Below are 22,582 nucleotides of genomic sequence, written 5' to 3' on the forward strand. Positions count from 1 at the left end.
GATCTTTGAATCACTGACCCTCCCAGCGTCGAAACAGCGCGCTGGCGTTCACGCCGCCGAAACCGAAGCCATTGGAAAGCGCGTGGGTGATTGCCGTCTTGCGGGCGATCGGGCCCACCAGGTCGAGCCCTTCGGCCGCTTCATCCGGCGTTTGCAGATTCAGCGTCGGCGGCGCTATCTGGTCGCGCAAGGCCAGCACGGTAAAGATGGCCTCGATGCCGCCAGCGGCGCCGAGCAGGTGGCCGGTGGCGGATTTGGTCGAGGTGATGGCCAGTCCGCTACGGGTGCCGAACAGGGCACGAATGGCGGCCAGCTCACCTTTGTCGCCGACCGGGGTGGAGGTGGCGTGGGCATTGATGTGCTGGACGTCTTGCGCATCGATACCGCCCTGGCGCAAGGCCTGTTCCATGGCGCGGCGAGCACCGCTGCCGTCTTCCGGACCTGCCGTGAGGTGGTAGGCGTCGGCACTGGTGCCGTAGCCGATCAATTCCGCCAGCGGTGTCGCGCCGCGGGCCAGGGCGTGTTCCAAGGACTCGATGACCAGCAGACCTGCACCTTCGGACATCACGAACCCGTCGCGATCCCGGTCGAAGGGGCGGCTGGCCTCTTCAGGGCGGTCGTTGAAGCCGGTGGACAAGGCACGGGCGGCAGCGAAACAGCCCAGGGTGACCCGGTCGATGGCCGCCTCGGTGCCACCGCAGATAGCGATGTCCGCTTCTCCGCTGCGGATCAGCCGCGCGGCATCGCCGATGGCCTGCACGCCCGCGGCGCAGGCGGTGACTGGCGCGCCCAAGGGGCCTTTGAAGCCGTTATGGATGGAGACGTGTCCGGCGGCCATGTTGGCCAGGAACGACGGGGCGGTGAACGGCGACAACCGTCGCGGCCCACGTTCATCCGTCGTGCGTACGGCGCCTGCGAGCGCGCCGAACCCGCCCACGCCGGAACCGATGACGGTCGCCGTGCGCTGTTGCCGAGCTTCGTCGGTGGGATGCAATTGCGCCTGGGCCAGCGCTTCATGGGCGGCGACCAGCGCGAACTCGATGAAGCGGTCCATTTTCTTGCGTTCCTTGGCCGGTATCAGCGCCTCCGGGTTGTAGCCGGCCACAGGGTCCGCTTCCAGCGTGGGCACCTGCCCAGCCACGGCAACGCCCGTGCCTTCACCGATGTGCGCGGGCAGCGCACCGATGCCCGACGTGCCCGCCAGCAGTCGGCGCCACACTTCGTAGACGCCGCAGCCCAGCGGGGTGACCAGACCGGTTCCGGTGACGACGATGCGTTTCTGGCCATCTCGATTGTTCATGGGTGTCTCTCCAGGTCTTTCGTTGAATGATGGGTTGTATCGCCACCCGCGCGGATGCGGAACCAGATGGAATACATGGCGGGCAGGAAGATCAGGGTCATCAGCGTGCCGCCGAACGTGCCGCCGATCAGCGTGTAGGCCAAGGTGCCCCAGAACACCGAATGGGTCAGCGGAATGAACGCCAGGATTGCCGCCAGTGCCGTCAGCAGCACCGGCCGGGCGCGTTGCACGGTGGCTTCGACCACGGCATCGAAAGGCGCCAGGCCATTCTTCTCATTGAGGTGGGTCTGTCCGATGAGGATCAGCGTGTTGCGCATCAGAATCCCGGACAGCGCGATCAGACCGACCAGGGCATTGATACCGAAGGGTTGGTTGAACAGCAGCAGCGTGGGCACCACGCCGATCAGCCCCAACGGGGCGGTGAGGAAGACCATGGCCATGGCGGACATCGAGCGTGTCTGCACGATGATGATCAGCAGGGTGATGGCAATCATGATCGGGAACAGCGGCGCGAGTGCGGCGGTGGCCTTGGCCGACTCTTCGATCGACCCGGCCTGCTCGATGCGGTAGCCGTCGGGAAGCGCCGCCATGATCGGTTGCAGCGCTTTGGTCATTTGCGTGGAGACATCCGGCGGCTGCAGGTCCTCGGCGATGTCTCCGCGCACGGTCAGGGTCGGTACGCGATCGCGGCGTCGCAGGATGGGATCTTCCATGCGCACCTCCACGGACCCGATCTGCGCCAACGGTATGCGCTGGCCGTTCGCGCCGGCCAGGGTCAGGCCTTGGATTTTTGCCGGGTCGAGGCGCACCGGCCCTGCGGCGCGGGCCACCACCTGCACCGAACGGATGTCTTCGCGCACGGCGGTGATCGGCACCCCTGAAAGCAGGAACTGCAACTGTTCGGCCACGGCGGCCGAACTCAGGCCCAGCGCCTGCAACCGGTCCTGGTTCAGGGAAAAATGCAAGGCAGGAACCCGCGGCCCCCAGTCCTGATTGACGGTGCGCATCATCGGACTGCCCTGCATGAGCGCTTCGACCTTGCCGGCGATGTCCCGCAAGACCTGCGGGTCCGGACCCATGACTCGATAGGCGACGGGGTAGGGTGAATAGGGCCCGAAGACCAGCTGCGTGACCCGTACCCGCGCCTCGGGCGCCAGACCCTGCGCCACCGCCTCGCGGATTCTCAGTTTCAGGGCATCCCGAGCCGCCTGGCTGTCGGCGAGCACGACGATCTTGGCGAAGGAGGGGTCGGGAAGCTCGGGCGCCATCGCCAGATAGAACCGCGGCGAACCCTGGCCGATGTAGGCGGTGACGATTTTGGCCGCGTCATCCTTGCGCAGCCAGGCTTCGATCCTGGCCGTGGCCGCACTGGTCTGCTCGATGGCCGTGCCATAGGGCATCTGCACCTCGATCAGCACTTCCGGGCGATCGGAGGTCGGGAAGAACTGCTTCTTGACCAGGCCCATGCCGACGATGGCCAGCGCGAAGGCCAGTATCACGATGCCCGCCACCGGCCATTTCCAGCGGATGATCCAGCTCAGGCAGGTGCGAAAGCGGTTGTAGTGACGGGTGTCGTAGATGGCCGCATGACCGCCTTCGACGGCCTTAATAGGCGGCAGCATCTTCACCCCCAGATACGGCGTGAACACCACCGCCACGATCCAGGAAGCGATCAGCGCGATGCCGACGATCCAGAACATGTTGCTGGTGTATTCACCGGCCGTGGACTGCGCGAAGCCGTTGGGCATGAAGCCCACGGCGGTCACCAGGGTGCCGGCGAGCATGGGTGCGGCGGTGTGGCTCCAGGCATAGGCCGACGCCTTGATGCGGTCGTAGCCTTCCTCCATTTTCACCACCATCATCTCGATGGCGATGATCGCATCGTCCACCAGCAATCCCAGCGCGAGGATCAGCGAACCCAGGGTGATGCGGTCGAAGTGCTTGCCAGTGGCTTCCATCACCACGAACACCATGGCCAAGGTCAGCGGTACCGCCGCGGCGACCACCACGCCGACGCGCCAGCCCATGCTCAGGAAGCACACCACCATCACCACCAGCAGGGCGACGAAGAACTTGATCATGAACTCGTCGACCGCCGAACCGATGTTCACCGATTGATCGGTGACCTGGGCGAAGGTCATGCCCAGCGGCATGGCCGCGTTGATCCGCGCCGTCTCGGCGGCCAGCGCCTTGCCCAGATCCAGGCCGTTCCAGCCATCGCGCATGACCACGCCCAGGATCAGCGCCGGTTCGCCCTGATGGCGCACCATGAAGGTCGCTGGGTCTTCGTAGCCACGCTCCACGGTCGCCACATCCGCCAACTTGAGCGTGCGTCCGCCAGCGTTCACCGGGGTGTTGCGAATGGCGTCCAGGGTCTGGAAGGCACCATCGAGCCGCACCACCACCTGGGGGCCTCGAGTGTCGATCGAGCCGGCTGGGGTCAGCCGGTTCTGGTCGTTCAGGCTGGCGAAGAGGTCCTGGGGTGACAGACCCAGGGTCGCCAGACGCTCATGGGAAAAGGACACGAAGATCCGTTCGGACTGTTCGCCGATGATGTTGACCTTCTTCACCCCTGGCACATGCAGCAGCCGTTGCCGCAGGGATTCGGCTTCACGCACCAGCAGGCGTTGCGGGTCGCCGCGCGCCTTGAGGGCGAACAAGGCGAAGGTGACGTCGGCGAACTCGTCGTTGACCAGCGGCCCGACCACGCCTGCCGGCAAGGTGCTCGCCGCGTCGCCGAGCTTTTTCCGGGCCTGGTAGAACTGCTGCTCGACCTGGGCCGGCGGCGTCTTGTCCTGCAGCGATAGAAGGGTGAAGGCCAGGCCCGGACGGGTATAGGTTTCGCTGCGGTCGTACCATTGCAGCTCCTGAAGACGCTTCTCCAGGGGCTCTGCGACCAGGTCCTGCATCTCCTGTGCGGTCGCACCGGGCCAGGCCGTGACCACGGTCAGCTGCTTGACGGTGAACGGCGGATCCTCGGCGCGCCCCAGTTTGAAGAACGACAGGGTGCCGGCGACGGCGACCAGAAGGATCAGGAACAGCGTGACCGACCGTTCCCGCACAGCCAGCGCCGAGAGGTTGAAGCGGCTGCCGCTCATGGCTGGTCCCCGGTCTGGGCGCGCAGATCCTGCGGCGCCACCAGCACCTCTTGCCCCTCGTGCAGCAGGTGAGGGCCCAGGGCAACCAAGCGTTCGCCTGGGTGCAAACCACGCACCGTGGCCATGGCGTCGCTCAGACCAATGACCTGAACGGCCCGCCACACGACCTTGGAAGGCTCGCCTTCGACGGTCCACACACCCGGCCCGGTGCCTGGGTCATGAATGGCAGCAATGGGCACGCTCAGGGCGTCGGATACGGAAGGGTTCGATGCGATGGACAGGGTCACGGTCGAACCCAACGGCGCATTGGCCTGCTCGCCGCCCAACACATACCGGGCTTCGAAGGTGCGAGTCTGTGGGTCTGCAGCGTCGGCCAGCTGCCGCAGCGTGGCGGTGCCGCCATTGCCGGAGGCGCCGAACAGGGTAGCCTGTGCCGAACTGCCCAATGCTGGCCGCAGCGTCTCGGGCAGTTGCACCACCGCTTCGCGAAGGCCTGCCTTGGCCAGCCTCACCACCGCTTGCCCGGCGTTCACCACCTGACCTGGTTCGGCCAGGGTGGCCACCACCACACCGTCGGAATCGGCGCTCAGGGTGGCATAGCTCTGCTCGTTGCGGCTCACGGCGGCCTGGGCCTGAAGCGCTACCAGATCGGCGCGGGCGGTGTCGGCCAACGACTTGAAGCGGTCGTAGTTGGCGGCGGAAATGGCACCGCTGGCGACCAGTTGGCGATTGCGTCGCTCATCGTTCGCGGTCTGCGTGGCCAGAGCCTGGGCGGCGGCGACTGCCTGCTCGCGGGCGTTGGACTGCAGCGCCAGATCGGCCGGATCGAGGCGCATCAAGCGCTGTCCGCGGATCACCGCCTGGCCGGTATCGACGAAGCGCTCCATCACCTTGCCACTCACCCGAAAGCCCAGATCGCTTTGCACGCGCGCCGTGACCACGCCGGTAAAGGCGCGATGACCCTCCGGCGCAGGACCTGCCTCGACCACCCTGACCTTGGGCGGCTGAGTGCGCGGGTCGGCAACGCTCGGCGGACGGTCGCAGGCCGTGAGAAGCACAGGGAGCAGGCAGATACCGAGCGCGGAGGCGCGAAGCCGAGACATGGGATTCCTTACGGGCACAAACGGAAAGGAACCCGATTTTGATACGAGTGACTAATTCAGTCAATGGTCACTTATGGCGCCGACAGACTTCTCAGTATCAGCGCGGGGAGCTGCTGCGCAGCGGTGGCGGCGGTCTCCAGGTTGTATTGCAGTTGCACGGGGCTGATATAGGGAAGCATCACCAGAAACACCGCATGACTGGCTTCTTCCAGCGGCGTCTTGCTCTCGAATTCCCCGCTGTCCCGGCCCTCGCGCAGAATCTGCTCGATCAACCGGTGCAGGCGCTCGCGGTGGGCCTCCGCCGAGGGCCAGTGATCACGGGCCGCAACGGCAGCGATGTCATACAGCTTGCGATCGTGGAAGAACAGTTCAGCGCCGGCTTCCACCAAGGCTTTGAACAGACGGCTCAGCTTGTCGGACGGACTGCTGGCTTCGTCCATCGCCTGGTCGACGACGGCCATGATCATGGCTAGCCGACTGGCGCAGATACTCTCGCCGATGGCCTGTTTGGATTCGAAGAACTTGTAGATGTAGGCCTTGGAAAAGCCGATGGCCTTGGCCAGGTCAGACACCGTGGTTTTTTCGTAACCGTAGTGACCGAAATGCTGCATGGCGGCCTCGACGATCTGATCGCGAACGCTGTGATCGGACGGGCCTCGTGAGGGGAACGTGGGGGGCTGACGGGTCATGGCTGCGGGTGGGCTCTTGGGCGTGGATCGACAGAGCGTGACTGTAACGGGTTATGGTCACAAGTTCATTCTCGGGTGATCCGGACCCCAGGCTCCGGTCAGCCCGCCGGCAGCACGATGTACTCATTGCGCTGCTCGACGCCCCGATGAGGCCCTTCGACCAGGTGCACGTAGCGGCCACCCACCAGCTCGATCGGTACGCAATCGTCCACATCCAGGACGGCGTCGGTGTGGGGCTGGCGCCACTGCTCCAGGTACAGGCGCCGGGCGCGGTTTCTGGCATCGCGAGCGTTTTGCGCCACCACCAGCACGTAGTGGTGCGCTTCGCCGAACGAGCGCGCCTCGTACCCGCCCAGATTGATCACATACAGACGCGGCATGCCCGCGGCGGGCGCCAGCGGGCTGAATTCGACCTTCCATTGCTCCACGCCGTCCACGGCCATCCAGGCATCGATGTGCAAGCCTTTCTGAGTACCGAACCAGTCTGCGCGCAACTGCGGGTAGCTGGCCTCCAGGCTGTCGGCGACCGCGCAGGCGATGTCGTGCACTTCGATGCGCGCTCTGGGGTGCTTGCCGCCAAGTAAAACGATGTAAAGCATGGGTGGGATCCTTGGAGGGTGGGGGCTGGTAAGATCCAGACCTTTTCATGAATTCGAAAGGTCTTTTATGACACCCCTCTGCAAGCCTTTACTCACTGCTGCGTTGCTGTCGCTCTGCGCAGGCCAGGCCACCCTGGCTTCGGCCGAAGGTTCCACTTCGGCGTCCGACTACAGCTCGGCGTACACCACCTGCATGGACAGCAACAGTTCCACCACCGGCATGGTCAGCTGCGCCGCCGACGAGACCAAGCGGCAGGACGCACGCTTGAATGCCAACTACCAGGCCGGCATGAAAACCCTGGAAGGCACCAAGCGCACGGCGATGCGCGATGCGCAGCGGCTGTGGATCCAGTTTCGCGACGCCGACTGCGCCATCGAGGCGGGCCTGACCGGCGGTACGCTCGACCGGATCAACGCTCAGATGTGCCTGTTGAAGGCCACCAAGGTCCGCGCCGACACGCTGGCAGTGCGGTTTCAGCCGCAGGACCTGTAGTAGCGCCGTTACTTCAGGTGCTCGTCCAGAAACTCACGGATCACCGGGATGATCTCCCGCCCGTGGGTTTCCAGAGCGAAGTGCCCGGTGTCGTAGAACCGGATGTCCGCCTTGGGCAGGTCACGCTTCCAGGCCTCGGCGCCCGCAGGAAGGAAGAACGGATCGTGCTTGCCCCAGACTGCCAGCAGCGGCGGCTGGTACTGGCGGAAGTACGCCTGGAACTTGGGATACATCGCCACGTTGGAGGCGTAGTCCAGCACCAGATCGAGCTGGATGTCGGCATTGCCGGGGCGTGAGATCTGCAGGCCTTCCAGCGTGTAGCCGTCCGGCGAGACCACACTCGGGTCGCTCACACCTTCCAGATACTGCCATTTGATCGACGCCGGTGTCGGGAAGTCCTGCAGGGCGTCGCGGTGCGCCTGCGTAGGCTCGCGCCAGTACGTTTGAATCGGCGCCCATCCGGCACCAAGACCTTCCTCATAGGCGTTGCCGTTCTGCGAGATGATCGCGGTCACGCGCTCCGGGTGAGCCACGGCCAGGCGCCAGCCCACCGGCGCGCCGTAGTCATGCACCATCAGTGCGTAACGCTCCAGCTTCAGCTGTTCGGTGAACTGGCCGATGGTCTGCGCTAGTTGGCTGAAGGTGTAGGCGTACTGCCCCCGGGCGGGCGCTTCGGTGAAGCCGAACGCGGGCAGGTCCGGGGCGATCACGTGGTAGCGGTCGGCCAATTGCGGGATCAGGTCGCGGAACATGAACGACGAGGCGGCGAAGCCGTGCAGCAGCAACACGGTAGGCGCGCTGGGGTTGCCCGCCTCGCGATAGAACACCTTCACATCGCCGACCTGCTCGTGGCGGTAGTGGACGGTGTCGTCGGCTTGGGCTACGTGGGTACCGCCGATGAGCAATGACGCGGCAAGCGCGGCTGCTGCTGTGGGTGTGGGCGTAGTCATGATGTCTCCTTGTGTAACCTGATATGCATGTGTTTGAAGGTTACGGACTAATTTGGTAACCTGTCAAACACATTTCATAAGTTACAGGTCATCATGAGCTCGACCCGCACCGCGCCCGATACGCTTTTTGTGGCGGACAATATCGCCCTGGATTTCCTCAATACCGAATACGGTGTCGGCGAGCAACGCCAGGACTGCCTGCGCGACGACGAGGATGTGCTGACGTGGCTTGAGTCGGCAGGGCTGCTCGCCGCGCAGGATCGCCCCGAGGTTTTCGATGGGCTATTGGCTCAGGCCCACGCCCTGCGCAGCAATTCCAGGGCGGTGTTGGAGGCAGCGATGGCGGGGGTGGAAGCCGATCCCTCGGTGGTCAATCAGGTATTGGAAACAGGGCGTCCGGTTAGCTATTTGCGCTGGGAGGATCCAGCCCAGGCGTTTCGTGTCGCCACCCGGCCCAGGGATGCTGGTCCGGAAAGCCTGCTGTGGCCGGTGGCCGACGCGCTGGTCAGCCTGGTTGCCGGTGACAAGTTCGAGTTCGTGCGCCAGTGCGAGGCCCATGACTGCATACTGCTGTTCCATGACCTGAGCAAGTCGCACCGACGGCGCTGGTGCAGCATGGCGACCTGCGGCAATCGCATGAAGGTGGCGGCCTTTCGTGCCCGGAAGAAACCTGAATAGTCCCGTTTCAGGACCTGCCCAAGACAGGAAAGCTCAGGGCGAAGCGAATGCGTCCGGGCTGCGGCTGGCTGACGCTGGCTTCACCGGCGTGCAGTTGCATGATCGCCGCGACGATGGCCAGGCCCAGGCCGTTGGAGTCCGAGTTGTGCTGGCGCGACGCGTCGCCGCGATAGAACCGGTCGAACAGGTGGGTCAGCGTTGCCGGGTCCAGCGCAGGGCCCTGATTCTCTACGTTGATCACGCACTGTGTCGGCGTCGACGCCACGTCGATCTGCACCTCGCTGTGCGGGTCGGCATAGCGGATGGCGTTGGCCACCAGGTTGCTCACGGCCCGACGCAGCAGCAGCGGATCGGCGTTCAGGGTGGCGTCGCCTGCAATCGACAGACGAATCCTGCGCTCTTCGGCAAGCCCCTCGAAATACTCGGTCACCCGTTCCAGTTCGTCGTGCACCTGCAGCGGCTGACGCTGCACCACGGCTTGGGTGTCTTCGGCGCGTGCCAGGAACAGGATGCTTTCGACGATGCGTGAAATCCGCTCCAGCTCCTCAAGGTTCGATGCCAGCAGCGCCTGGTACTCGTCGGCGCTGCGGCCTTGGCGCAAGGCGACCTGGCAATGGCCCATCAGCGAGCCTACCGGGGTGCGGATCTCGTGGGCCAGGTCGGCGGAGAACTGGGTCAGCCGTTGGTAGCCCTCGGCCAGACGATCGAGCATGGCGTTGTAGGCGTCGCTCAGTTGCTGGAGTTCGACGGGCGTGTTGTCACTGCTCATGCGGCTGTGCAGGCGGGCAGGGGAGATGTCGGTGGCGTGCGCCGCCATCTCGCGCAGGGGCCGCAAGCCGCGCCGCAGCAGGACGAAGCCGAGCAGGGCGGTGAGCAGAAAGGCCATGCCCACGGCCAGGTAGATGCGCTGGCGGAACTCGCCGAGCATGGCCATTTCCTTGACCATGATGTGCGCAGCGGTGAGCGTCACCTCGCGCCCGCCAGACGTGGTCAAGACGCTCGCGGCGCGCAGCGGTATGCCGGACGGCGCCGTACCGGTGCGCAGGTCGGAAGCGGTGGGCACGGCGTCCTGGGCCACCTCGGGCAGGGGCGGTAGGGTCGCGCGCAGCGGATTGACCTGGATCACCGGCGGCTGACCGACCTCGGCGATGACGAAGATGTCGTCTTCGCTGCCGAGCATGTTCTGGAAGATCTGCGGGCTGCTCGAAAGCTTGTCCAGGGTCAGGTCGTAGTGCAGCAGTTTGCGAAAGTGATCGAGCCGCCCCAGCACGGCGTTGTCGCTGCGCGCAAGTACCGACGTCTTCATCGACTCGTACAGGTACCAGCCGGCGCCCGCCACGGTGAGCATCGCCACCAGGGAAAAGGCCAGGGTCGAGCGCAGGGTCAGGGATGCTGGGCGTCGGCGTCGCATGCGCGCACCTCGCAGACGTAGCCGATGCCGCGCACGGTGTGGATGAGCTTGACCGGGTACGGCTGGTCGATCTTGCTGCGCAGACGCTTGACCGCGACGTCGACCACATTGGTGTCGCTGTCGAAATTCATGTCCCACACTTCCGAAGCGATCTGGGTTCGCGACAGAACGTCCCCTTCGCGGCGCAGCAGCAGGTGGAGCAGGGCGAACTCCTTGTTGGTCAGGGTGATCACCTCCTGCTGCCGGGTCACTCGACGGCGCAGCAGGTCCAGTTCCAGGTCAGCCAGATGGAATCGATCGGCTTCCCTGGCGGTGCCGCGACGCAGGATGGTGCGGATGCGCAGCAGCAGCTCGGTGAAGGAAAAGGGTTTGACCAGGTAGTCGTCGGCGCCCAGTTCCAGGCCGCGAATGCGGTCCTGCAGCTGGTCGCGGGCGGTCAGGAACAGCACCGGCACGGCCTGCCGGGCGCGCAGCACTTCCATGATCTGGAAACCGTCGATGCCGGGCAGCATCACGTCGAGCACCAGCAGGTCGTAGGGGTTTTCCAAGGCCAGGTGCAAACCGTCGGCGCCGTGCTGCGCCCAGTCGACGTTGTAGCCGGACTCGCCAAGGCCTTTTTTCAGGTACTCGCCGGTCTTGATGTCGTCTTCGATCAACAGGATGTGCATCGATCAGGCTCGCTGGGGCGTTGACGGTTCGGGTTCAGACTGCGCGGCGAACGGGGCCCGCGCCGTGCAGTCTAAACGAGCGGCACGACGCTGTCGGTTACATTCCTGTCATCGATAGCGTCGTTGCTTGAATGACAGAAATGTCATCGCCCGGTCATGCACGCGTACCCATCGAGGGCCGAGGATGCATGCACACCTACCCCAAGGAGTCGTACCGATGAAGATCAAAACTGCCCTGTCGACCACCCTCGGCACGTTGCTGCTCAGTGCCGCCGTGATGGCGTCGGCTGCGGACATGCCAGTCGTGAAGCCAATGCGGGGCACGGTCGATGGCGTTGACAACAACACCTTGTCCTTCACCACCCGCAGCGGTGCGCATCAGACCATCGGCCTGACCGACAAGACCGGCATCCGCCTGGTGTCCAAGGCCAACATCGATTCGATCAAGGCCGACAGCTTCATCGGCTCGGCCGCCACGCCTCAGGCGGACGGCACCTTGAAGGCGCTGGAAGTGACGGTCTTCGAACCTAGCCTCAAGGGCAGCGGCGAAGGGCACTACGGCTGGGAAAACGCCGACGGCACTACCGGCACCATGACCAACGGTACCGTGGGCAAGCTGGCCCAGACCAACGGCCGTACCATGACCGTGAACTACAAAGGCGGCGAGAAGCAAGTGGTGGTGCCTGAAGACGTGCCGATCGCCTACGTCGAAGCGGGCAAGGCGGAGCAGTTGGTCAAGGGCGCCAAGATCGTCGTGTTCCCAGCCGATGACGGCAAGACCGCACGCGGTGTGGCCGTAGGCAAGGACGGCTTCCAGCCGCCGATGTAAGCAGCGGGTGATGCTCTCCCCATAGGTGCCAGGCCCCTGAGTGAGCCGGTTCCCTGTGGGGAAGATCTCTGTGAGGGGGGGCTTTGTGAGAAGGGTCTCTGTGAGGAGGACCTCTGTGAGGAGAACCCCTGTGGGAGCGGGCTCTGCCCGCGAAGCAGGCGCCGCGGGGCTTCAGCCATACCGCGGCGCCTGCTTCGCGGGCAGAGCCCGCTCCCACAAGGGACAGTAGTGCTCCCACAAGGGACAGTAGTGCTCCCACAAGGGACAGTAGTGCTCCCACAAGGGCAGGTTTCCCACAAGGGGGGGTGCTCCCACAATGGCAGGGCTCCCACATGGGCGGTGCTCCCACCAGGGGCAGTGGTTTTTTAAACAGGGGAGGCCCTTTCCATGGCCGTGCAACGCATACATTCACTCACGGTACGTCTCACCCACTGGATCAATGCCTTTGGCATGACCTGCATGTTCATGAGTGGATGGGGCATCTACAACGCCTCCCCCTTGTTCGCCTTCCGCTTCCCGCCCTCGTTCACGTTGGGCGGCTGGCTGGGCGGCGCATTGGCCTGGCACTTTGCGGTGATGTGGCTGCTGGTGATCAACGGCCTCATTTATGTGCTCTACGGATTGGGCAGCCGCCACTTCAAGCGCGACCTGCTACCGGTGACCCCCAGCGCGGTCAAGCGTGATCTGCGCGACGCCCTGCGCCTGCGACTGGTCCACGAAAAGGGCGTCTACAACGCCGTGCAGCGCCTGATGTACTGGCTGGTGCTGGCGGCTGCCGTGCTGATCCTGATTTCCGGCGTCGCCATCTGGAAGCCCATTCAGTTCCAGGAACTGGTCGCTCTGCTGGGCGGCTATGACTTCGCCCGCTATGTGCACTTCGCGGCGATGTCGGCCATCGGCGCGTTCGTGATCGTGCACTTGGTCCTGGTGCTGCTGGTGCCCAAGACCCTACCACCGATGATCACTGGCGGCGTACGACCGCTGAACACCGGGAAGACTGACCATGAATGAACCCAAACCCCGACGCAGCGCCCCGATCAGACTCGAGCCTGCCCAGCGCACTCAGCTGGAAAACCTCCAGCGCCGGCACTTCTTGCGTGGCGGCCTGACCGTCGGCGCCATGGCGATGCTCAGCGGCTGCAACCTTCAGGACGGCGATCAGGTCGACAAAGTGCTGTGGGCCATGTCGCGCTGGAACGATCGCGTGCAGGCCTGGCTGTTCAGCGGCCAGCGGTTGGCACCCACCTACAGCAAGGCGCAGATGACCCAGCCGTTCCCGTTCAACGCGTTCTACGGCGAAGACGACATTCCCGATATCGACGTACCCGGCTATTCCCTCGCCGTGTCCGGCCTGGTCCGCGACAAGGCCCCCTGGACCCTGGAAGGCCTGCGCAAGCTGCCTCAGCGCACCGACATCACCCGCCTGATCTGCGTCGAGGGCTGGAGCGCCATTGGCCAGTGGGGTGGGGTACCGCTGAAAACCTTCCTGGAACGCATCGGCGCCGACACCACCGCCAAGTTCGTCGGCTTCAAGTGCGCCGATCGCTACTACTCCAGCCTGGACATGCCCACCGCGCTGCACCCGCAGACGCTGCTCGCCCTGGATTACGCTGAAGTCGCTCTGCCGCCCGAATACGGCTACCCGTTGCGCGTTCGGGTGCCGACCAAGCTGGGCTTCAAGAACCCCAAGCACATCGTCGAAATCTTCGTCAGCAACGACTACCCCGGCGGCTACTGGGAAGATCAGGGCTACAACTGGTTCAGCGGCATCTGAAGGCGCTCAGCAGGCGCACGACGTGACCGTTGTCGTAGCCGCGGGTTGCTCATCCGCTTCTGCAAGCGGGAGACCTTCGTCGAGCCAACCGGTGATGCCGCCGATCATCTCCTTGACCGAGTGGCCCAGACCGGCCAATCGCGCCGCTGCGCGGTGTACGCCATTGCAATGCGGACCGGCGCAATAGATGACGAACAGGCTGTTGGCCGGAAATGCGGAAAGGCGCTCGGGCGTGATCGTACGGGTTGGCAGGCTGATCGCGCCTGGCACGTGGCCGGCGGCGAATGCAGTGGCATTGCGAACATCCACCAGGACATAGTCCACCTGGCCCGCCTGCTGGCTGTGGTAGACATCGGCGCAATCGGTTTCAAAGCGCAGCCGCTGGCTGAAGTGGGCCAGGGCTTGCTCGGCGCTGGCCGCCGGGTATTCAGTGATCAGGCTTGGCATCAGGTGGCTCCGTTCAAGGTTCGTGTGACATCACTTTAAGGGAGGGCAGAGCTTGAGCTACAGTGGCGCACTCGACATCGACCGGTAATTTTCCGCCAATGCAAGACATCCCCGGACTGGTGGCCATCCTGGCCTACGATGGTCTGTGCACCTTCGAATTCGGCATTGCCATCGAGATATTCGCCTTGCCCAGGCCGGAATTCGATTTCGCCTGGTACGCGCATCGCATCGTTGCCGTCGATCCGGGGCCGCTGCGTGCGACGGGCGGCTTTGTTGTCGGCGCCGACGCCGGGCTGGAGGTGCTGGCCCAGGCGAATACCATCATCGTCCCCGGATGGCGCAGTCGCGATGAGCCGCCGCCCGAGGCCCTGCTTGTGGAGCTGCGTAAGGCGCACGCACGGGGTGCGCGCCTGCTGTCGATCTGCTCCGGTGTCTTCGTGCTGGCCGCAGCTGGGTTGCTGGATGGCAAGCGGGCCACCACCCATTGGCGCTACAGCGACGAGTTGGCGCGGCGGTTTCCGGGCATCGCTGTCGATTCCTCGGTGCTCTATGTGGACAGCGGGCAGGTGATCACCTCGGCAGGCAGTGCGGCGGGCATCGATGCCTGCCTGCATCTGGTCGAGCGGGGTTTTGGCGCTCACGTTTCCAATACCGTGGCGCGTCGGCTGGTCATGGCGCCACAGCGCGGTGGTGGGCAGGCGCAGTTCATTGCCGCGCCGGTCGCCCAGGCCCCGCGGCACGACTTGGCCGTGGTCCTGGATTGGGTTCGCGAACATCTGGATAAACCGTTGACGATTCCACAGATGGCCGCCAGGGCGCTGATGAGCGAACGCACGTTTCTGCGGCGCTTCAATGACGCGACCGGCATGACGCCCAAAGCCTGGCTGCAGCACGAACGAATGGCCAGAGCCCGTTCGTTGCTGGAAACCAGTGGGCTCGACACTGAACAGATAGCTCAACGTTGTGGGTTCGCGTCGGCGGAAAGTTTCCGGGTGGCGTTTCGCAGGACCGTTGGTCTGGCGCCTTCCTTCTACCGCGACAGCTTCGGAGCACGGCATCGGTAACGCGTTGCCCCCGGACGCGGCGCTCCTGTAGCAGCGGCGCGAGCCGCGTCGGCGGTGGACGCGGTTCGCCTGGAACAACGCGGTGCACCCGGACGCGGCTTGCGCCGCTGCTACAGCGATCGCAGTGGATGGGGGCGTGCCTTGCGGTCAGGGAGTCTGGCTGTGGCTGTGCCCATGGCGCTGCAATGTTACCCAGATGACCACGGCCAGGATGCCGATCAATGTCGCGGCGGACATGAGTACCAGACTGTGCGAGGTGCTGAACGCCGCTTGACCGGCCGCGACCAGATCGGCCGCCTGTTGACCTTCCAGGGTCTTCGCTGCACTCATGGTTTCGCCGATCGACTGCCGGGCGCTCTCGGCGATTTCCGGCGGCAAGCCATCGGGCAACCGGATCGAGCGGATGTAGCCGCTGCCCAGCACGAGGCCAAAGCCGGTGATCCCAAAGCCCGTACCCAAGTCATAGCTGGTGGCTTCCAGTGCGCCGGCCGAGCCCGCCTTGTGCGGCGGGGTGCTGCTCATGATCGCCACCGAGGACGCCGTCAGGCCGATGCTCAGGGACAGGCCGAGGACCACCAGCAGCCCGATCACCGCCCATCCGCTCTGGTGCAGGTCAGCCATGGCCAAGCCCGCCAGGCTGGCGCTGGCGGCGCCCAGTGACAGACTGCCGACCCAGCGCAGACCGATGGCGCGCAGCAGCAACCCCGCCATGGGCCCGCCGATCGCCGAGGCGACCATCAAAGGCAACAGGAACATCCCAGCCTGCAAGGGCGTCTGTCCGAGGACGAATTGCAGCTCCTGCGCCAGCATCAATTCCACCCCCGCCAAGGCACCCATCACCACCAGCGCCATGACCACTCCGGCGCTGATCGCCGGCGAGCGGAACAGACTCAGATCCAGCATCGGTCGCGGGGCATGCAACTGTTTGTGCCCGAACCAGCCCAGCATGCCCAGGCCCAAAACTGCCGACACCGTGGTGAGCGACGCCGAACTGCCAGGCTTGAACCCCGACTTGAGCGCATAGACCGAGGCCATGATACCGAGCATGAGGATCAAGGCTTGGCCAATGGTCCAGTTGCCGTCGCCAGTGATCGAGGTACGGGGTACGTGCCTGAGCACCAGCGGCATCACGATCATCATCACTGGCACGTTGACCAGAAACACCGCGCCCCTCCAGAAATGCTCCAGCAACGCGCCGCCCGCCAAGGGCCCGATGGCCGCGCCTGCCGAACCGGTCGCGCCCCATATACCCAACGCCAGCGCCCGCTCGCGCTCGTCGTCGAAGGTCTGGCGGAGGATGGCCAAGGTGCAGGGAATGATCATTGCCGAGCCGAACGCCATGAACGCCCGCGCGGCAATCAGCGCCGCGACACTGGGCGAAAAGGCGGCCATTACCGAACCCAGGCTGAAGATGCACAGCCCGGTGATCAGCAGTTGCCGATGGCCGATCCGGTCGGCGAGGGTGCCCATGGGAATCAGCAGGCTGGCCATGAGCAGCGGATAGATGTCGATGATCCACAGCACTTCGGTGCCGGTGGCCTGCAAGGCCAAGGTCAGTGACGGGATCGCCACGTGCAGGATGGTCACGTCCAGCACCACCGGCAGAAACACCATCATGACCGCGACCAGCACCCACCAACGTTTTACAGATTCAGACGATGACACAGGACTTCCTTGTGTTAACCAATGGGCCACTGCAGCAGCCAAACGGGTGCTGATACCAGCATGTCAGCCAACGCGAAGCAAGGGGCGCGACTGCACGCCGTGCAATGACCAAGCAGCCTGCAAGTCGGTTTACTGGCGGTTATCCAGAACGACACGGATGGGTGTGAAGCCATTTCTTAACAAACCTGTTTCGTGCGTGTTGCACATGGTGACCTGACCTGATCATTGCGGCCCTCGCCAACCGTGGGCTGCACCTGAGCCACACACGAAGTTGGTACCGTTTCGCCAATGAACCGTCGCGCCTCGACGGACTTTCGACTTGCATTGCTGAGCAAATGTTTATTGGCGCCAATAAAAATAACACCATGGGCCTGCAGATATTTGGCGCCATCATTACAGAATATATAAGCTATTGATTTATAACGTTTTTATAAAAAATCACGCGCGTTGTTATTTATTTGGAGGCGGGTAATAGCACTCAGCTTGCACTGCCGGAGTTTCGACACCTAGTATCACCTCGCCTTACCGATGCCGCCCCAGAGTCGGCACTGACAAAGAGCGACCGAACAGGACGCACACGATCGCCAATGCCATGGGTACACCACAGTTGCAGCGCCTCACAGTGCTGGGCAGGGCGTGTACCTGATTTATTTTGCGCCAATGCCACGCTTATACGATGTCCGTACTGAACCTTGCTGCAATAGCTTGTCCAAGGTCAGCTCCTCCGGATGTACCGTCGGGCGTTGCACTGGTTGTTATTGCTTACCAAAGACTCTGGAGATTTGCATGAAAGCGATTGTCACCGGTGTAACCGGCCAGGATGGGGCGTATCTGACGCAGCTCTTGTTGGAAAAAGGCTATACCGTCTACGGGACCTACCGCCGCACCAGTTCGGTGAACTTCTGGCGTCTGGAAGAGCTCGGTGTCGCGACTCATGCCAACCTGCATTTGGTCGAGTACGACCTCACCGACCTGTCGGCCAGCATTCGCCTGCTGCAGAACACCGAGGCCACCGAGGTCTACAACCTTGCGGCCCAGAGCTTTGTCGGCGTGTCCTTCGAGCAGCCGTTGACCACGGCCGAGATCACTGGGGTAGGGGTGGTCAACCTGCTTGAAGCGATCCGCATCGTCAACCCGAAGATCCGCTTCTACCAGGCGTCCACCTCCGAGATGTTCGGCAAGGTGCAGGCGATTCCGCAGATCGAGAGCACGCCGTTCTATCCGCGCAGCCCGTACGGCGTCGCCAAGCTGTACGCCCACTGGATGACCATCAACTACCGCGAGTCTTACGGCATCTTCGCGACCAGCGGAATCCTGTTCAACCACGAGTCGCCTCTGCGCGGCCGTGAGTTCGTGACCCGCAAGATCACCGACAGCGTAGCCAAGATCAAGCTGGGCAAGCTCGACGTGCTCGAACTGGGCAACCTGGACGCCAAGCGCGACTGGGGTTTCGCCAAGGAATACGTGGAAGGCATGTGGCGCATGCTGCAAGCCGATGAGCCGGACACTTTCGTGCTGGCCACCAACCGTACCGAAACCGTGCGCGACTTCGTCAGCATGGCGTTCAAGGCTGTGGATATCAGCCTGGACTGGTCGGGCAAGGATGATTCGGAATGCGGCACCTGCCGCGCGACCGGCAAGGTGCTGGTCAAGGTCAACCCGATGTTCCACCGTCCGGCCGAAGTCGATCTGTTGATCGGTGACCCGGCCAAGGCGCGTGAAGTGCTGGGTTGGCAGCCGCAGACCAGCCTCGAAGAGCTGTGCCGGATGATGGTCGAGGCCGATCTGCGACGCAATGAAATCGGCTTTTCTTTCTAGGCGCCTCTGGCGTCTACCCGAATTACGCAGTGGGAATGGATATGAATAAACAACAGTGGATGGCATGCCTGGCGCTGGCGCCCTGGCCCTTGAGCGCTTGGGCGTTGGAACCGGCAAAGGTCGAGTTGGGCCCCGTGAACTTCACTCCGACACTGGAGATAAGCGAACGCTACGACGACAACTTTCGCGCCGTGGATCGCAATGAGGACGCGTCCTGGATCACCTCGGTCAAGCCGACCCTGTTGTTTACCCGCGAAACCCGCAACACCGGCTACAAGTTCCAGTACTCGGCCGACAGCCAGACCTATCTGGACCACGCCGACGCCAGCCACATCGACCACGATGCCGAGCTGAGCGGCATCTGGGCTTTCGATTCGCGCAATCGCCTCGACGCTACGCTCGATTACAAGCGCGGCGAAGAAACCGTCGACTCCGCCGACGAGCGCGAGAACGACAAGTACACCCGCCAGGGCGGTCGCTTGAAGTACACGTTCGGCGCCCTCAGCGCCATGAACCAGATCGAGCTGGGTGGCGGCTACCGTCAGCAGCGCTATCGCAACGCCGATGGCATCAACGACGACAAGGAATACGACGCCACCAGCGTCAGCGGTACCTGGTTCCATCGCCTGGGCGGCAGCACCCGCGCCCTGGTCCAGCTGGACCACGTCGACTACGACTACCTGGACTTCGACCGCCGTAACAGCAAGGGCAACCGCGTGCTGTTCGGTATCGACCGTGACGTCACCGCCAAGCTCAGCGGTACCGCCCGCGCCGGTTACGAGCGCAAGGATTTCGAAAGCTCGCAGAGCAACGACTACGGCAGCGGCACTTGGGAAGTGGGCATGGACTACAAGCCACGCACCTATTCCACCATCTCGGTGAACATGCGCCGCGCCTTCGACGAAGGTGACGACGGTGCCAACACCGTGCACGTGACCAGCAGCCGCCTGGGCTGGCGCCACAGCTGGTCGTCGTTCTTCGCCACCGACGTCAACTATCGCCACGCACAGCGCGAGTACCTGGGCACGGGTGGTCGTGACGACACCCAGAATGCCGCCGGTGCCGAGATCATCTACACCGCCAGCCGTTGGGCCGAGGTTTCCCTGGGCTACAACCGCGTGGACAACAACTCGAACGTGGACAGCGAAGACTACGTTCGCAACATCTACCTGCTCAGCCTCAAGCTGTCCCTGTGAACCTGACCTAAAGGGGAGAAGCCACCATGTTCAAGCAAGCATTGATCGTCGTACTGGCACTGTTCAGCCTGGGAGCCCAGGCCGATGCCTACAAACTCGCTTCGGGCGACGTCATCCGGGTCTCCGTCCTGGGTGAACCTGACCTGACCAACGAAGAAGTCCACCTCAACGACTCCGGGACCTTCTCGTACCCCTTTCTGGGCAACGTGAAAGCGCTCGGCAAGACCACCGACGAGATCGAGCGGGTCATCACCAAGGGCCTGAGCGGTGACTACCTCAAGGATCCGAAAGTGACCGTGAGCGTCGTCGAATACCGTCCTTTCTACATCGGCGGTGAAGTCAAGGCGCCGGGCGGGTATCCCTACAAGCCGGGCCTGACCATGGACCGCGCCATCGCTCTGGCGGGCGGTCTGACCGAGCGTGCTTCGGTCAACCGCATCAATATCAACCGCGGCGGCAGCGCCAAGCCGGCCCAGTTGGCAACACCGGTAGAACCGGGCGACACCATCACTATTGATCAGGGGTTCTTCTAAGATGAGCCAGATTGCCGTAAGAAACAGCCAGGGCATGGCCCCATGGCAGGCCTCGCCCGCGCCGGAAGATCGCGACGCACTGGACTCGCGTAAACTGTGGCGCACGCTGTGGCGTCGCCGCGGCATGATCCTCGGCGTCTTCGCCGTAGGCACCGCTGCCGCCGTGATCTACGCGCTGAACATGACGCCGACCTATCGCTCCGTCGCCACCCTGGTGATCGAGCCCAGTGGCAACCAGGTCATCACGTTCCAGCAGACGCCGGACCGTCCGGATCCCAACAGCGACTACCTGCAGACCCAGATGGGCCTGATCCAGAGCCGCGAAGTGGCCGAGCGCGCCGTGCGTGAGCTGGACCTGTCGCACCATGAAGAACTGGACCCACGCCAGAGAGCCTCGCGTCTGTCCAAGATCAAGGCGCAACTGTCCAATTGGCATGCCGACTGGTTCCCGCAGAGCTGGCACCAGGAGCTGAACTACACCGACGAGCAGGCCTTCAACAGTGCGGTGATGGAATTGCGTCAGCGCACCAGCGTGACGGTCGTGGGCAAGAGCCATCTGGTCAGCATCGGCGTGACCATGGCCGACGCCGAAACCGGCGCGGCTACCGCCAACGCCCTGGCTCAGGGCTACCTCGCCAGCCGCCAGTCTTCGCAGCAGCAGGAATCGCTGAACGCCAGCCGCTGGATGAACACCCGCATGGTGGAACTGCGTACCCAACTGCAGCAGGCTGAAAGCAAGCTGCAGGCCTACCGCGATGGCCAGGGCCTGGTCGACGTCGGCGGCGTTGCCACCATCACCGCCAACGAGCTGGCTCGCACCAGCGACCGTCTGGTCGATGCGCGCCGTGAACGTGCCGATGCCCAGAGCCAGTACCGTCAGGTGCAGGGTCTGTTGGCCCGCGGCGGCAACCTGGACCTGTCCAGCGTGCCTGCGGTCATCAACAACCCAGTGATCCAGCAGTTCCAGGCCGTCGCCGCCACCGCCCAGGCGCGTGTCGACGAATACAGCCAGCGCTACGGCGACAAGCACCCGCAGATGGTTGCCGCCCGTTCGGAACTGCAAGCCGCCCAGGCCAGCCTGCGCAGCCAGGTGAGCCAGGTCGTCGCCGGCCTGCAGCACAACTATCAGTTGGCGCAGGACAACGAGAACGCACTGCGCTCCTCGTTCAACAGCAACAAGCAGGAAATCCAGGACATCTCCCGCAAGGAGTTCGCCCTGCGTGAACTGCAGCGTGACGTCGACAGCAACCGTGACGTGTACAACACCTTCATGACCAAGCTGCGCGAAACCATGGCGACCGCCGACCTGGTCTCGGGCAATGCCCGCGTGGTCGATCCGGCCATCGCTCCGCTGTTCCCGACCACGCCGCGCAAGGCCATTCTGGTGGTCCTGGCTGCACTGCTGTCGCTGATTGCCGGTTGCGCCATTGCCCTGCTGCGTGAAGCCTGGAACAACAGCTTCAAGAACAGCGCCGACGTCGAACGCAATCTGCACCTGCCGGTGCTCAGCGTGGTGCCGATGCTCAAGCGCCGCAACCGCTCGCGCATCCATCGCCAGTTCGAGCGCAACGACGACGCGGCTTTCGCCGAAGCCGTACGGACCCTGCGCACCGGCGTGATGCTCAACGACGACGATGTCCGTCGCAAGACCCTGGTACTGACTTCGACCACGCCGGGCGAAGGCAAGACCACCCTGGCCATCAACCTGGCTGGTGCCATGGCTCGTGTCGAACGCGTGCTGCTGGTCGAAGCCGACCTGCGCCGTCCGAAAGTGGCCACCAACCTGGGCCTGGACGCTCACCACATCGGCCTGGCCGAGTTGCTGGCCGGCAAGGCGGGCGTCGATGACTGCCTGCAGAGCATCGGCAGCCTGGACGTGATCTGCGCCGGTGAAATGCCCTACAACCCGCAGGAACTGCTGGCCAGCACGCGCATGCAGACCTTCCTGGAGTGGGCACGTCACCGCTACGACCGCGTGATCCTCGACACCCCGGCCAGCCAGTCGGTGAGCGATGCGGCACTGCTGTGCGGCATGGCCGATTCGGTGATCTACGTGATCAAGTCCGAGGCCACGAGCATGCCGCTGGTACGCAAGAGCATCGGTCAGCTGTTGCAGACCGGCGCGCCGATCACCGGCGTGGTGCTCAACCAGGTCTCGCGTCCCGAGCCCGGTCAGCGTCGCGACCACTACTACGATTACCTGCCGGCAGCCCCGGCCCAATAAACCTTTCCGACCTTGCAGCCGCGCCGCTCACCCCTTGGGGCGA

At 64.0% G+C, this 22,582-nt stretch carries 20 protein-coding genes; 10 read left to right on the forward strand and 10 right to left on the reverse strand.

What is annotated here, in order from left to right:
* Positions 1–10 precede the first annotated feature (10 nt).
* The 5 genes from fabF to AC788_RS03810 form a co-directional block, all read right to left on the reverse strand.
* Positions 11–1,300 (reverse strand): beta-ketoacyl-ACP synthase II, encoded by a 1,290-nt coding sequence (gene fabF / locus AC788_RS03790; RefSeq protein WP_049859276.1) that lies wholly within the window; start codon positions 1,298–1,300, stop codon positions 11–13.
* Positions 1,297–4,398 (reverse strand): efflux RND transporter permease subunit, encoded by a 3,102-nt coding sequence (locus AC788_RS03795; protein ID WP_049859277.1) that lies wholly within the window; start codon positions 4,396–4,398, stop codon positions 1,297–1,299. Before AC788_RS03795 ends, fabF begins: the two co-directional genes overlap by 4 nt.
* Complete coding sequence (locus AC788_RS03800; protein ID WP_049859278.1) at positions 4,395–5,501, reverse strand: efflux RND transporter periplasmic adaptor subunit; 1,107 nt, start codon at positions 5,499–5,501, stop codon at positions 4,395–4,397. The genes AC788_RS03795 and AC788_RS03800 overlap by 4 nt, the downstream gene beginning before the upstream one ends.
* A 71-nt stretch (positions 5,502–5,572) precedes the next feature.
* On the reverse strand, positions 5,573–6,190 hold the full coding sequence (locus AC788_RS03805) for a TetR/AcrR family transcriptional regulator (protein WP_049859279.1): 618 nt from the start codon (positions 6,188–6,190) through the stop codon (positions 5,573–5,575).
* Between the two features lie 98 nt (positions 6,191–6,288).
* Positions 6,289–6,789 (reverse strand): DUF1543 domain-containing protein, encoded by a 501-nt coding sequence (locus tag AC788_RS03810; RefSeq protein ID WP_049859280.1) that lies wholly within the window; start codon positions 6,787–6,789, stop codon positions 6,289–6,291.
* 67 nt (positions 6,790–6,856) lie between these two features.
* Between AC788_RS03810 and AC788_RS03815 the strand changes: the two genes are divergently transcribed.
* Positions 6,857–7,282 (forward strand): lysozyme inhibitor LprI family protein, encoded by a 426-nt coding sequence (locus AC788_RS03815; protein ID WP_177327941.1) that lies wholly within the window; start codon positions 6,857–6,859, stop codon positions 7,280–7,282.
* 8 nt (positions 7,283–7,290) lie between these two features.
* Here the strand turns inward: AC788_RS03815 and AC788_RS03820 are convergent, their stop codons facing one another.
* Positions 7,291–8,232, reverse strand: coding sequence for an alpha/beta fold hydrolase (locus AC788_RS03820; protein ID WP_082223558.1), 942 nt, complete (start codon positions 8,230–8,232; stop codon positions 7,291–7,293).
* A gap of 93 nt (positions 8,233–8,325) precedes the next feature.
* Between AC788_RS03820 and AC788_RS03825 the strand changes: the two genes are divergently transcribed.
* Positions 8,326–8,910: a CGNR zinc finger domain-containing protein gene (locus tag AC788_RS03825; RefSeq protein WP_049859281.1), complete on the forward strand. Its 585-nt coding sequence runs from the start codon at positions 8,326–8,328 to the stop codon at positions 8,908–8,910.
* A 7-nt stretch (positions 8,911–8,917) separates the two neighbouring features.
* Here AC788_RS03825 and AC788_RS03830 read toward each other — a convergent pair whose 3' ends face one another.
* Both AC788_RS03830 and AC788_RS03835 read right to left on the reverse strand, forming a co-directional pair.
* The gene (locus tag AC788_RS03830; RefSeq protein ID WP_049859282.1) at positions 8,918–10,321 is read right to left on the reverse strand and encodes a heavy metal sensor histidine kinase; all 1,404 of its coding nucleotides are present in this window, start codon (positions 10,319–10,321) and stop codon (positions 8,918–8,920) included.
* The gene (locus tag AC788_RS03835) at positions 10,294–10,989 is read right to left on the reverse strand and encodes a heavy metal response regulator transcription factor (protein ID WP_049859283.1); all 696 of its coding nucleotides are present in this window, start codon (positions 10,987–10,989) and stop codon (positions 10,294–10,296) included. Before AC788_RS03835 ends, AC788_RS03830 begins: the two co-directional genes overlap by 28 nt.
* Positions 10,990–11,212: 223 nt before the next feature.
* Here AC788_RS03835 and AC788_RS03840 point away from each other — a divergent pair, with 223 nt between their 5' ends.
* The 3 genes from AC788_RS03840 (at position 11,213) to AC788_RS03850 (ending at position 13,592) form a co-directional block, all read left to right on the forward strand.
* Positions 11,213–11,818, forward strand: a complete 606-nt coding sequence (locus AC788_RS03840) for a hypothetical protein (RefSeq protein ID WP_082223586.1) — start codon at positions 11,213–11,215, stop codon at positions 11,816–11,818.
* 387 nt (positions 11,819–12,205) lie between these two features.
* Complete coding sequence (locus AC788_RS03845; RefSeq protein WP_049859285.1) at positions 12,206–12,829, forward strand: cytochrome b/b6 domain-containing protein; 624 nt, start codon at positions 12,206–12,208, stop codon at positions 12,827–12,829.
* Positions 12,822–13,592 carry a molybdopterin-dependent oxidoreductase gene (locus AC788_RS03850; protein ID WP_049859286.1) on the forward strand — a complete coding sequence of 257 codons (771 nt, stop codon included), beginning with the start codon at positions 12,822–12,824 and terminating at the stop codon, positions 13,590–13,592. Before AC788_RS03845 ends, AC788_RS03850 begins: the two co-directional genes overlap by 8 nt.
* Before the next feature lie 6 nt (positions 13,593–13,598).
* On the opposite strand, the gene AC788_RS03855 is transcribed toward AC788_RS03850, so the two are convergent.
* Positions 13,599–14,039 (reverse strand): rhodanese-like domain-containing protein, encoded by a 441-nt coding sequence (locus tag AC788_RS03855; protein ID WP_049859287.1) that lies wholly within the window; start codon positions 14,037–14,039, stop codon positions 13,599–13,601.
* Positions 14,040–14,137: 98 nt separating this feature from the next.
* Between AC788_RS03855 and ftrA the strand changes: the two genes are divergently transcribed.
* The gene (gene ftrA, locus AC788_RS03860) at positions 14,138–15,103 is read left to right on the forward strand and encodes a transcriptional regulator FtrA (protein WP_049859288.1); all 966 of its coding nucleotides are present in this window, start codon (positions 14,138–14,140) and stop codon (positions 15,101–15,103) included.
* 147 nt (positions 15,104–15,250) lie between these two features.
* On the opposite strand, the gene AC788_RS03865 is transcribed toward ftrA, so the two are convergent.
* The gene (locus tag AC788_RS03865) at positions 15,251–16,768 is read right to left on the reverse strand and encodes an MFS transporter (RefSeq protein WP_330218323.1); all 1,518 of its coding nucleotides are present in this window, start codon (positions 16,766–16,768) and stop codon (positions 15,251–15,253) included.
* A gap of 786 nt (positions 16,769–17,554) precedes the next feature.
* Between AC788_RS03865 and gmd the strand changes: the two genes are divergently transcribed.
* From gmd to AC788_RS03885, 4 genes are read left to right on the forward strand one after another with little or no spacing between them, the layout of a single operon-like run.
* Positions 17,555–18,586 (forward strand): GDP-mannose 4,6-dehydratase, encoded by a 1,032-nt coding sequence (gene gmd, locus AC788_RS03870; protein ID WP_049859290.1) that lies wholly within the window; start codon positions 17,555–17,557, stop codon positions 18,584–18,586.
* Between the two features lie 41 nt (positions 18,587–18,627).
* Entirely contained in the window at positions 18,628–19,782 is a 1,155-nt protein-coding gene (locus AC788_RS03875; protein WP_049859291.1) for an outer membrane beta-barrel protein, read from the forward strand.
* A gap of 26 nt (positions 19,783–19,808) precedes the next feature.
* A complete protein-coding gene (locus tag AC788_RS03880) occupies positions 19,809–20,315 on the forward strand; it encodes a polysaccharide biosynthesis/export family protein (RefSeq protein ID WP_049859292.1) in 507 nt (168 codons plus the stop codon).
* Between the two features lies 1 nt (position 20,316).
* Positions 20,317–22,539, forward strand: a complete 2,223-nt coding sequence (locus AC788_RS03885) for a GumC family protein (protein ID WP_049859293.1) — start codon at positions 20,317–20,319, stop codon at positions 22,537–22,539.
* The last annotated feature ends 43 nt before the right edge of the window (positions 22,540–22,582 follow it).

Origin of the sequence: Pseudomonas sp. RIT-PI-a, from assembly GCF_001187875.1 — a bacterium.
Classification (GTDB): Bacteria; Pseudomonadota; Gammaproteobacteria; order Pseudomonadales; family Pseudomonadaceae; genus Aquipseudomonas; species Aquipseudomonas coleopterorum.

Excerpts from the sequence above, each read along its gene's own strand:
- fabF (WP_049859276.1), bottom strand. The coding sequence starts at position 1,300 with ATGAACAATCGAGATGGCCAGAAACGCATCGTCGTCACCGGAACCGGT.
- AC788_RS03795 (WP_049859277.1), bottom strand. The coding sequence starts at position 4,398 with ATGAGCGGCAGCCGCTTCAACCTCTCGGCGCTGGCTGTGCGGGAACGG.
- AC788_RS03800 (WP_049859278.1), bottom strand. The coding sequence starts at position 5,501 with ATGTCTCGGCTTCGCGCCTCCGCGCTCGGTATCTGCCTGCTCCCTGTG.
- AC788_RS03805 (WP_049859279.1), bottom strand. The coding sequence starts at position 6,190 with ATGACCCGTCAGCCCCCCACGTTCCCCTCACGAGGCCCGTCCGATCAC.
- AC788_RS03810 (WP_049859280.1), bottom strand. The coding sequence starts at position 6,789 with ATGCTTTACATCGTTTTACTTGGCGGCAAGCACCCCAGAGCGCGCATC.
- AC788_RS03815 (WP_177327941.1), top strand. The coding sequence starts at position 6,857 with ATGACACCCCTCTGCAAGCCTTTACTCACTGCTGCGTTGCTGTCGCTC.
- AC788_RS03820 (WP_082223558.1), bottom strand. The coding sequence starts at position 8,232 with ATGACTACGCCCACACCCACAGCAGCAGCCGCGCTTGCCGCGTCATTG.
- AC788_RS03825 (WP_049859281.1), top strand. The coding sequence starts at position 8,326 with ATGAGCTCGACCCGCACCGCGCCCGATACGCTTTTTGTGGCGGACAAT.
- AC788_RS03830 (WP_049859282.1), bottom strand. The coding sequence starts at position 10,321 with ATGCGACGCCGACGCCCAGCATCCCTGACCCTGCGCTCGACCCTGGCC.
- AC788_RS03835 (WP_049859283.1), bottom strand. The coding sequence starts at position 10,989 with ATGCACATCCTGTTGATCGAAGACGACATCAAGACCGGCGAGTACCTG.
- AC788_RS03845 (WP_049859285.1), top strand. The coding sequence starts at position 12,206 with ATGGCCGTGCAACGCATACATTCACTCACGGTACGTCTCACCCACTGG.
- AC788_RS03850 (WP_049859286.1), top strand. The coding sequence starts at position 12,822 with ATGAATGAACCCAAACCCCGACGCAGCGCCCCGATCAGACTCGAGCCT.
- AC788_RS03855 (WP_049859287.1), bottom strand. The coding sequence starts at position 14,039 with ATGCCAAGCCTGATCACTGAATACCCGGCGGCCAGCGCCGAGCAAGCC.
- ftrA (WP_049859288.1), top strand. The coding sequence starts at position 14,138 with ATGCAAGACATCCCCGGACTGGTGGCCATCCTGGCCTACGATGGTCTG.
- gmd (WP_049859290.1), top strand. The coding sequence starts at position 17,555 with ATGAAAGCGATTGTCACCGGTGTAACCGGCCAGGATGGGGCGTATCTG.
- AC788_RS03875 (WP_049859291.1), top strand. The coding sequence starts at position 18,628 with ATGAATAAACAACAGTGGATGGCATGCCTGGCGCTGGCGCCCTGGCCC.
- AC788_RS03880 (WP_049859292.1), top strand. The coding sequence starts at position 19,809 with ATGTTCAAGCAAGCATTGATCGTCGTACTGGCACTGTTCAGCCTGGGA.
- AC788_RS03885 (WP_049859293.1), top strand. The coding sequence starts at position 20,317 with ATGAGCCAGATTGCCGTAAGAAACAGCCAGGGCATGGCCCCATGGCAG.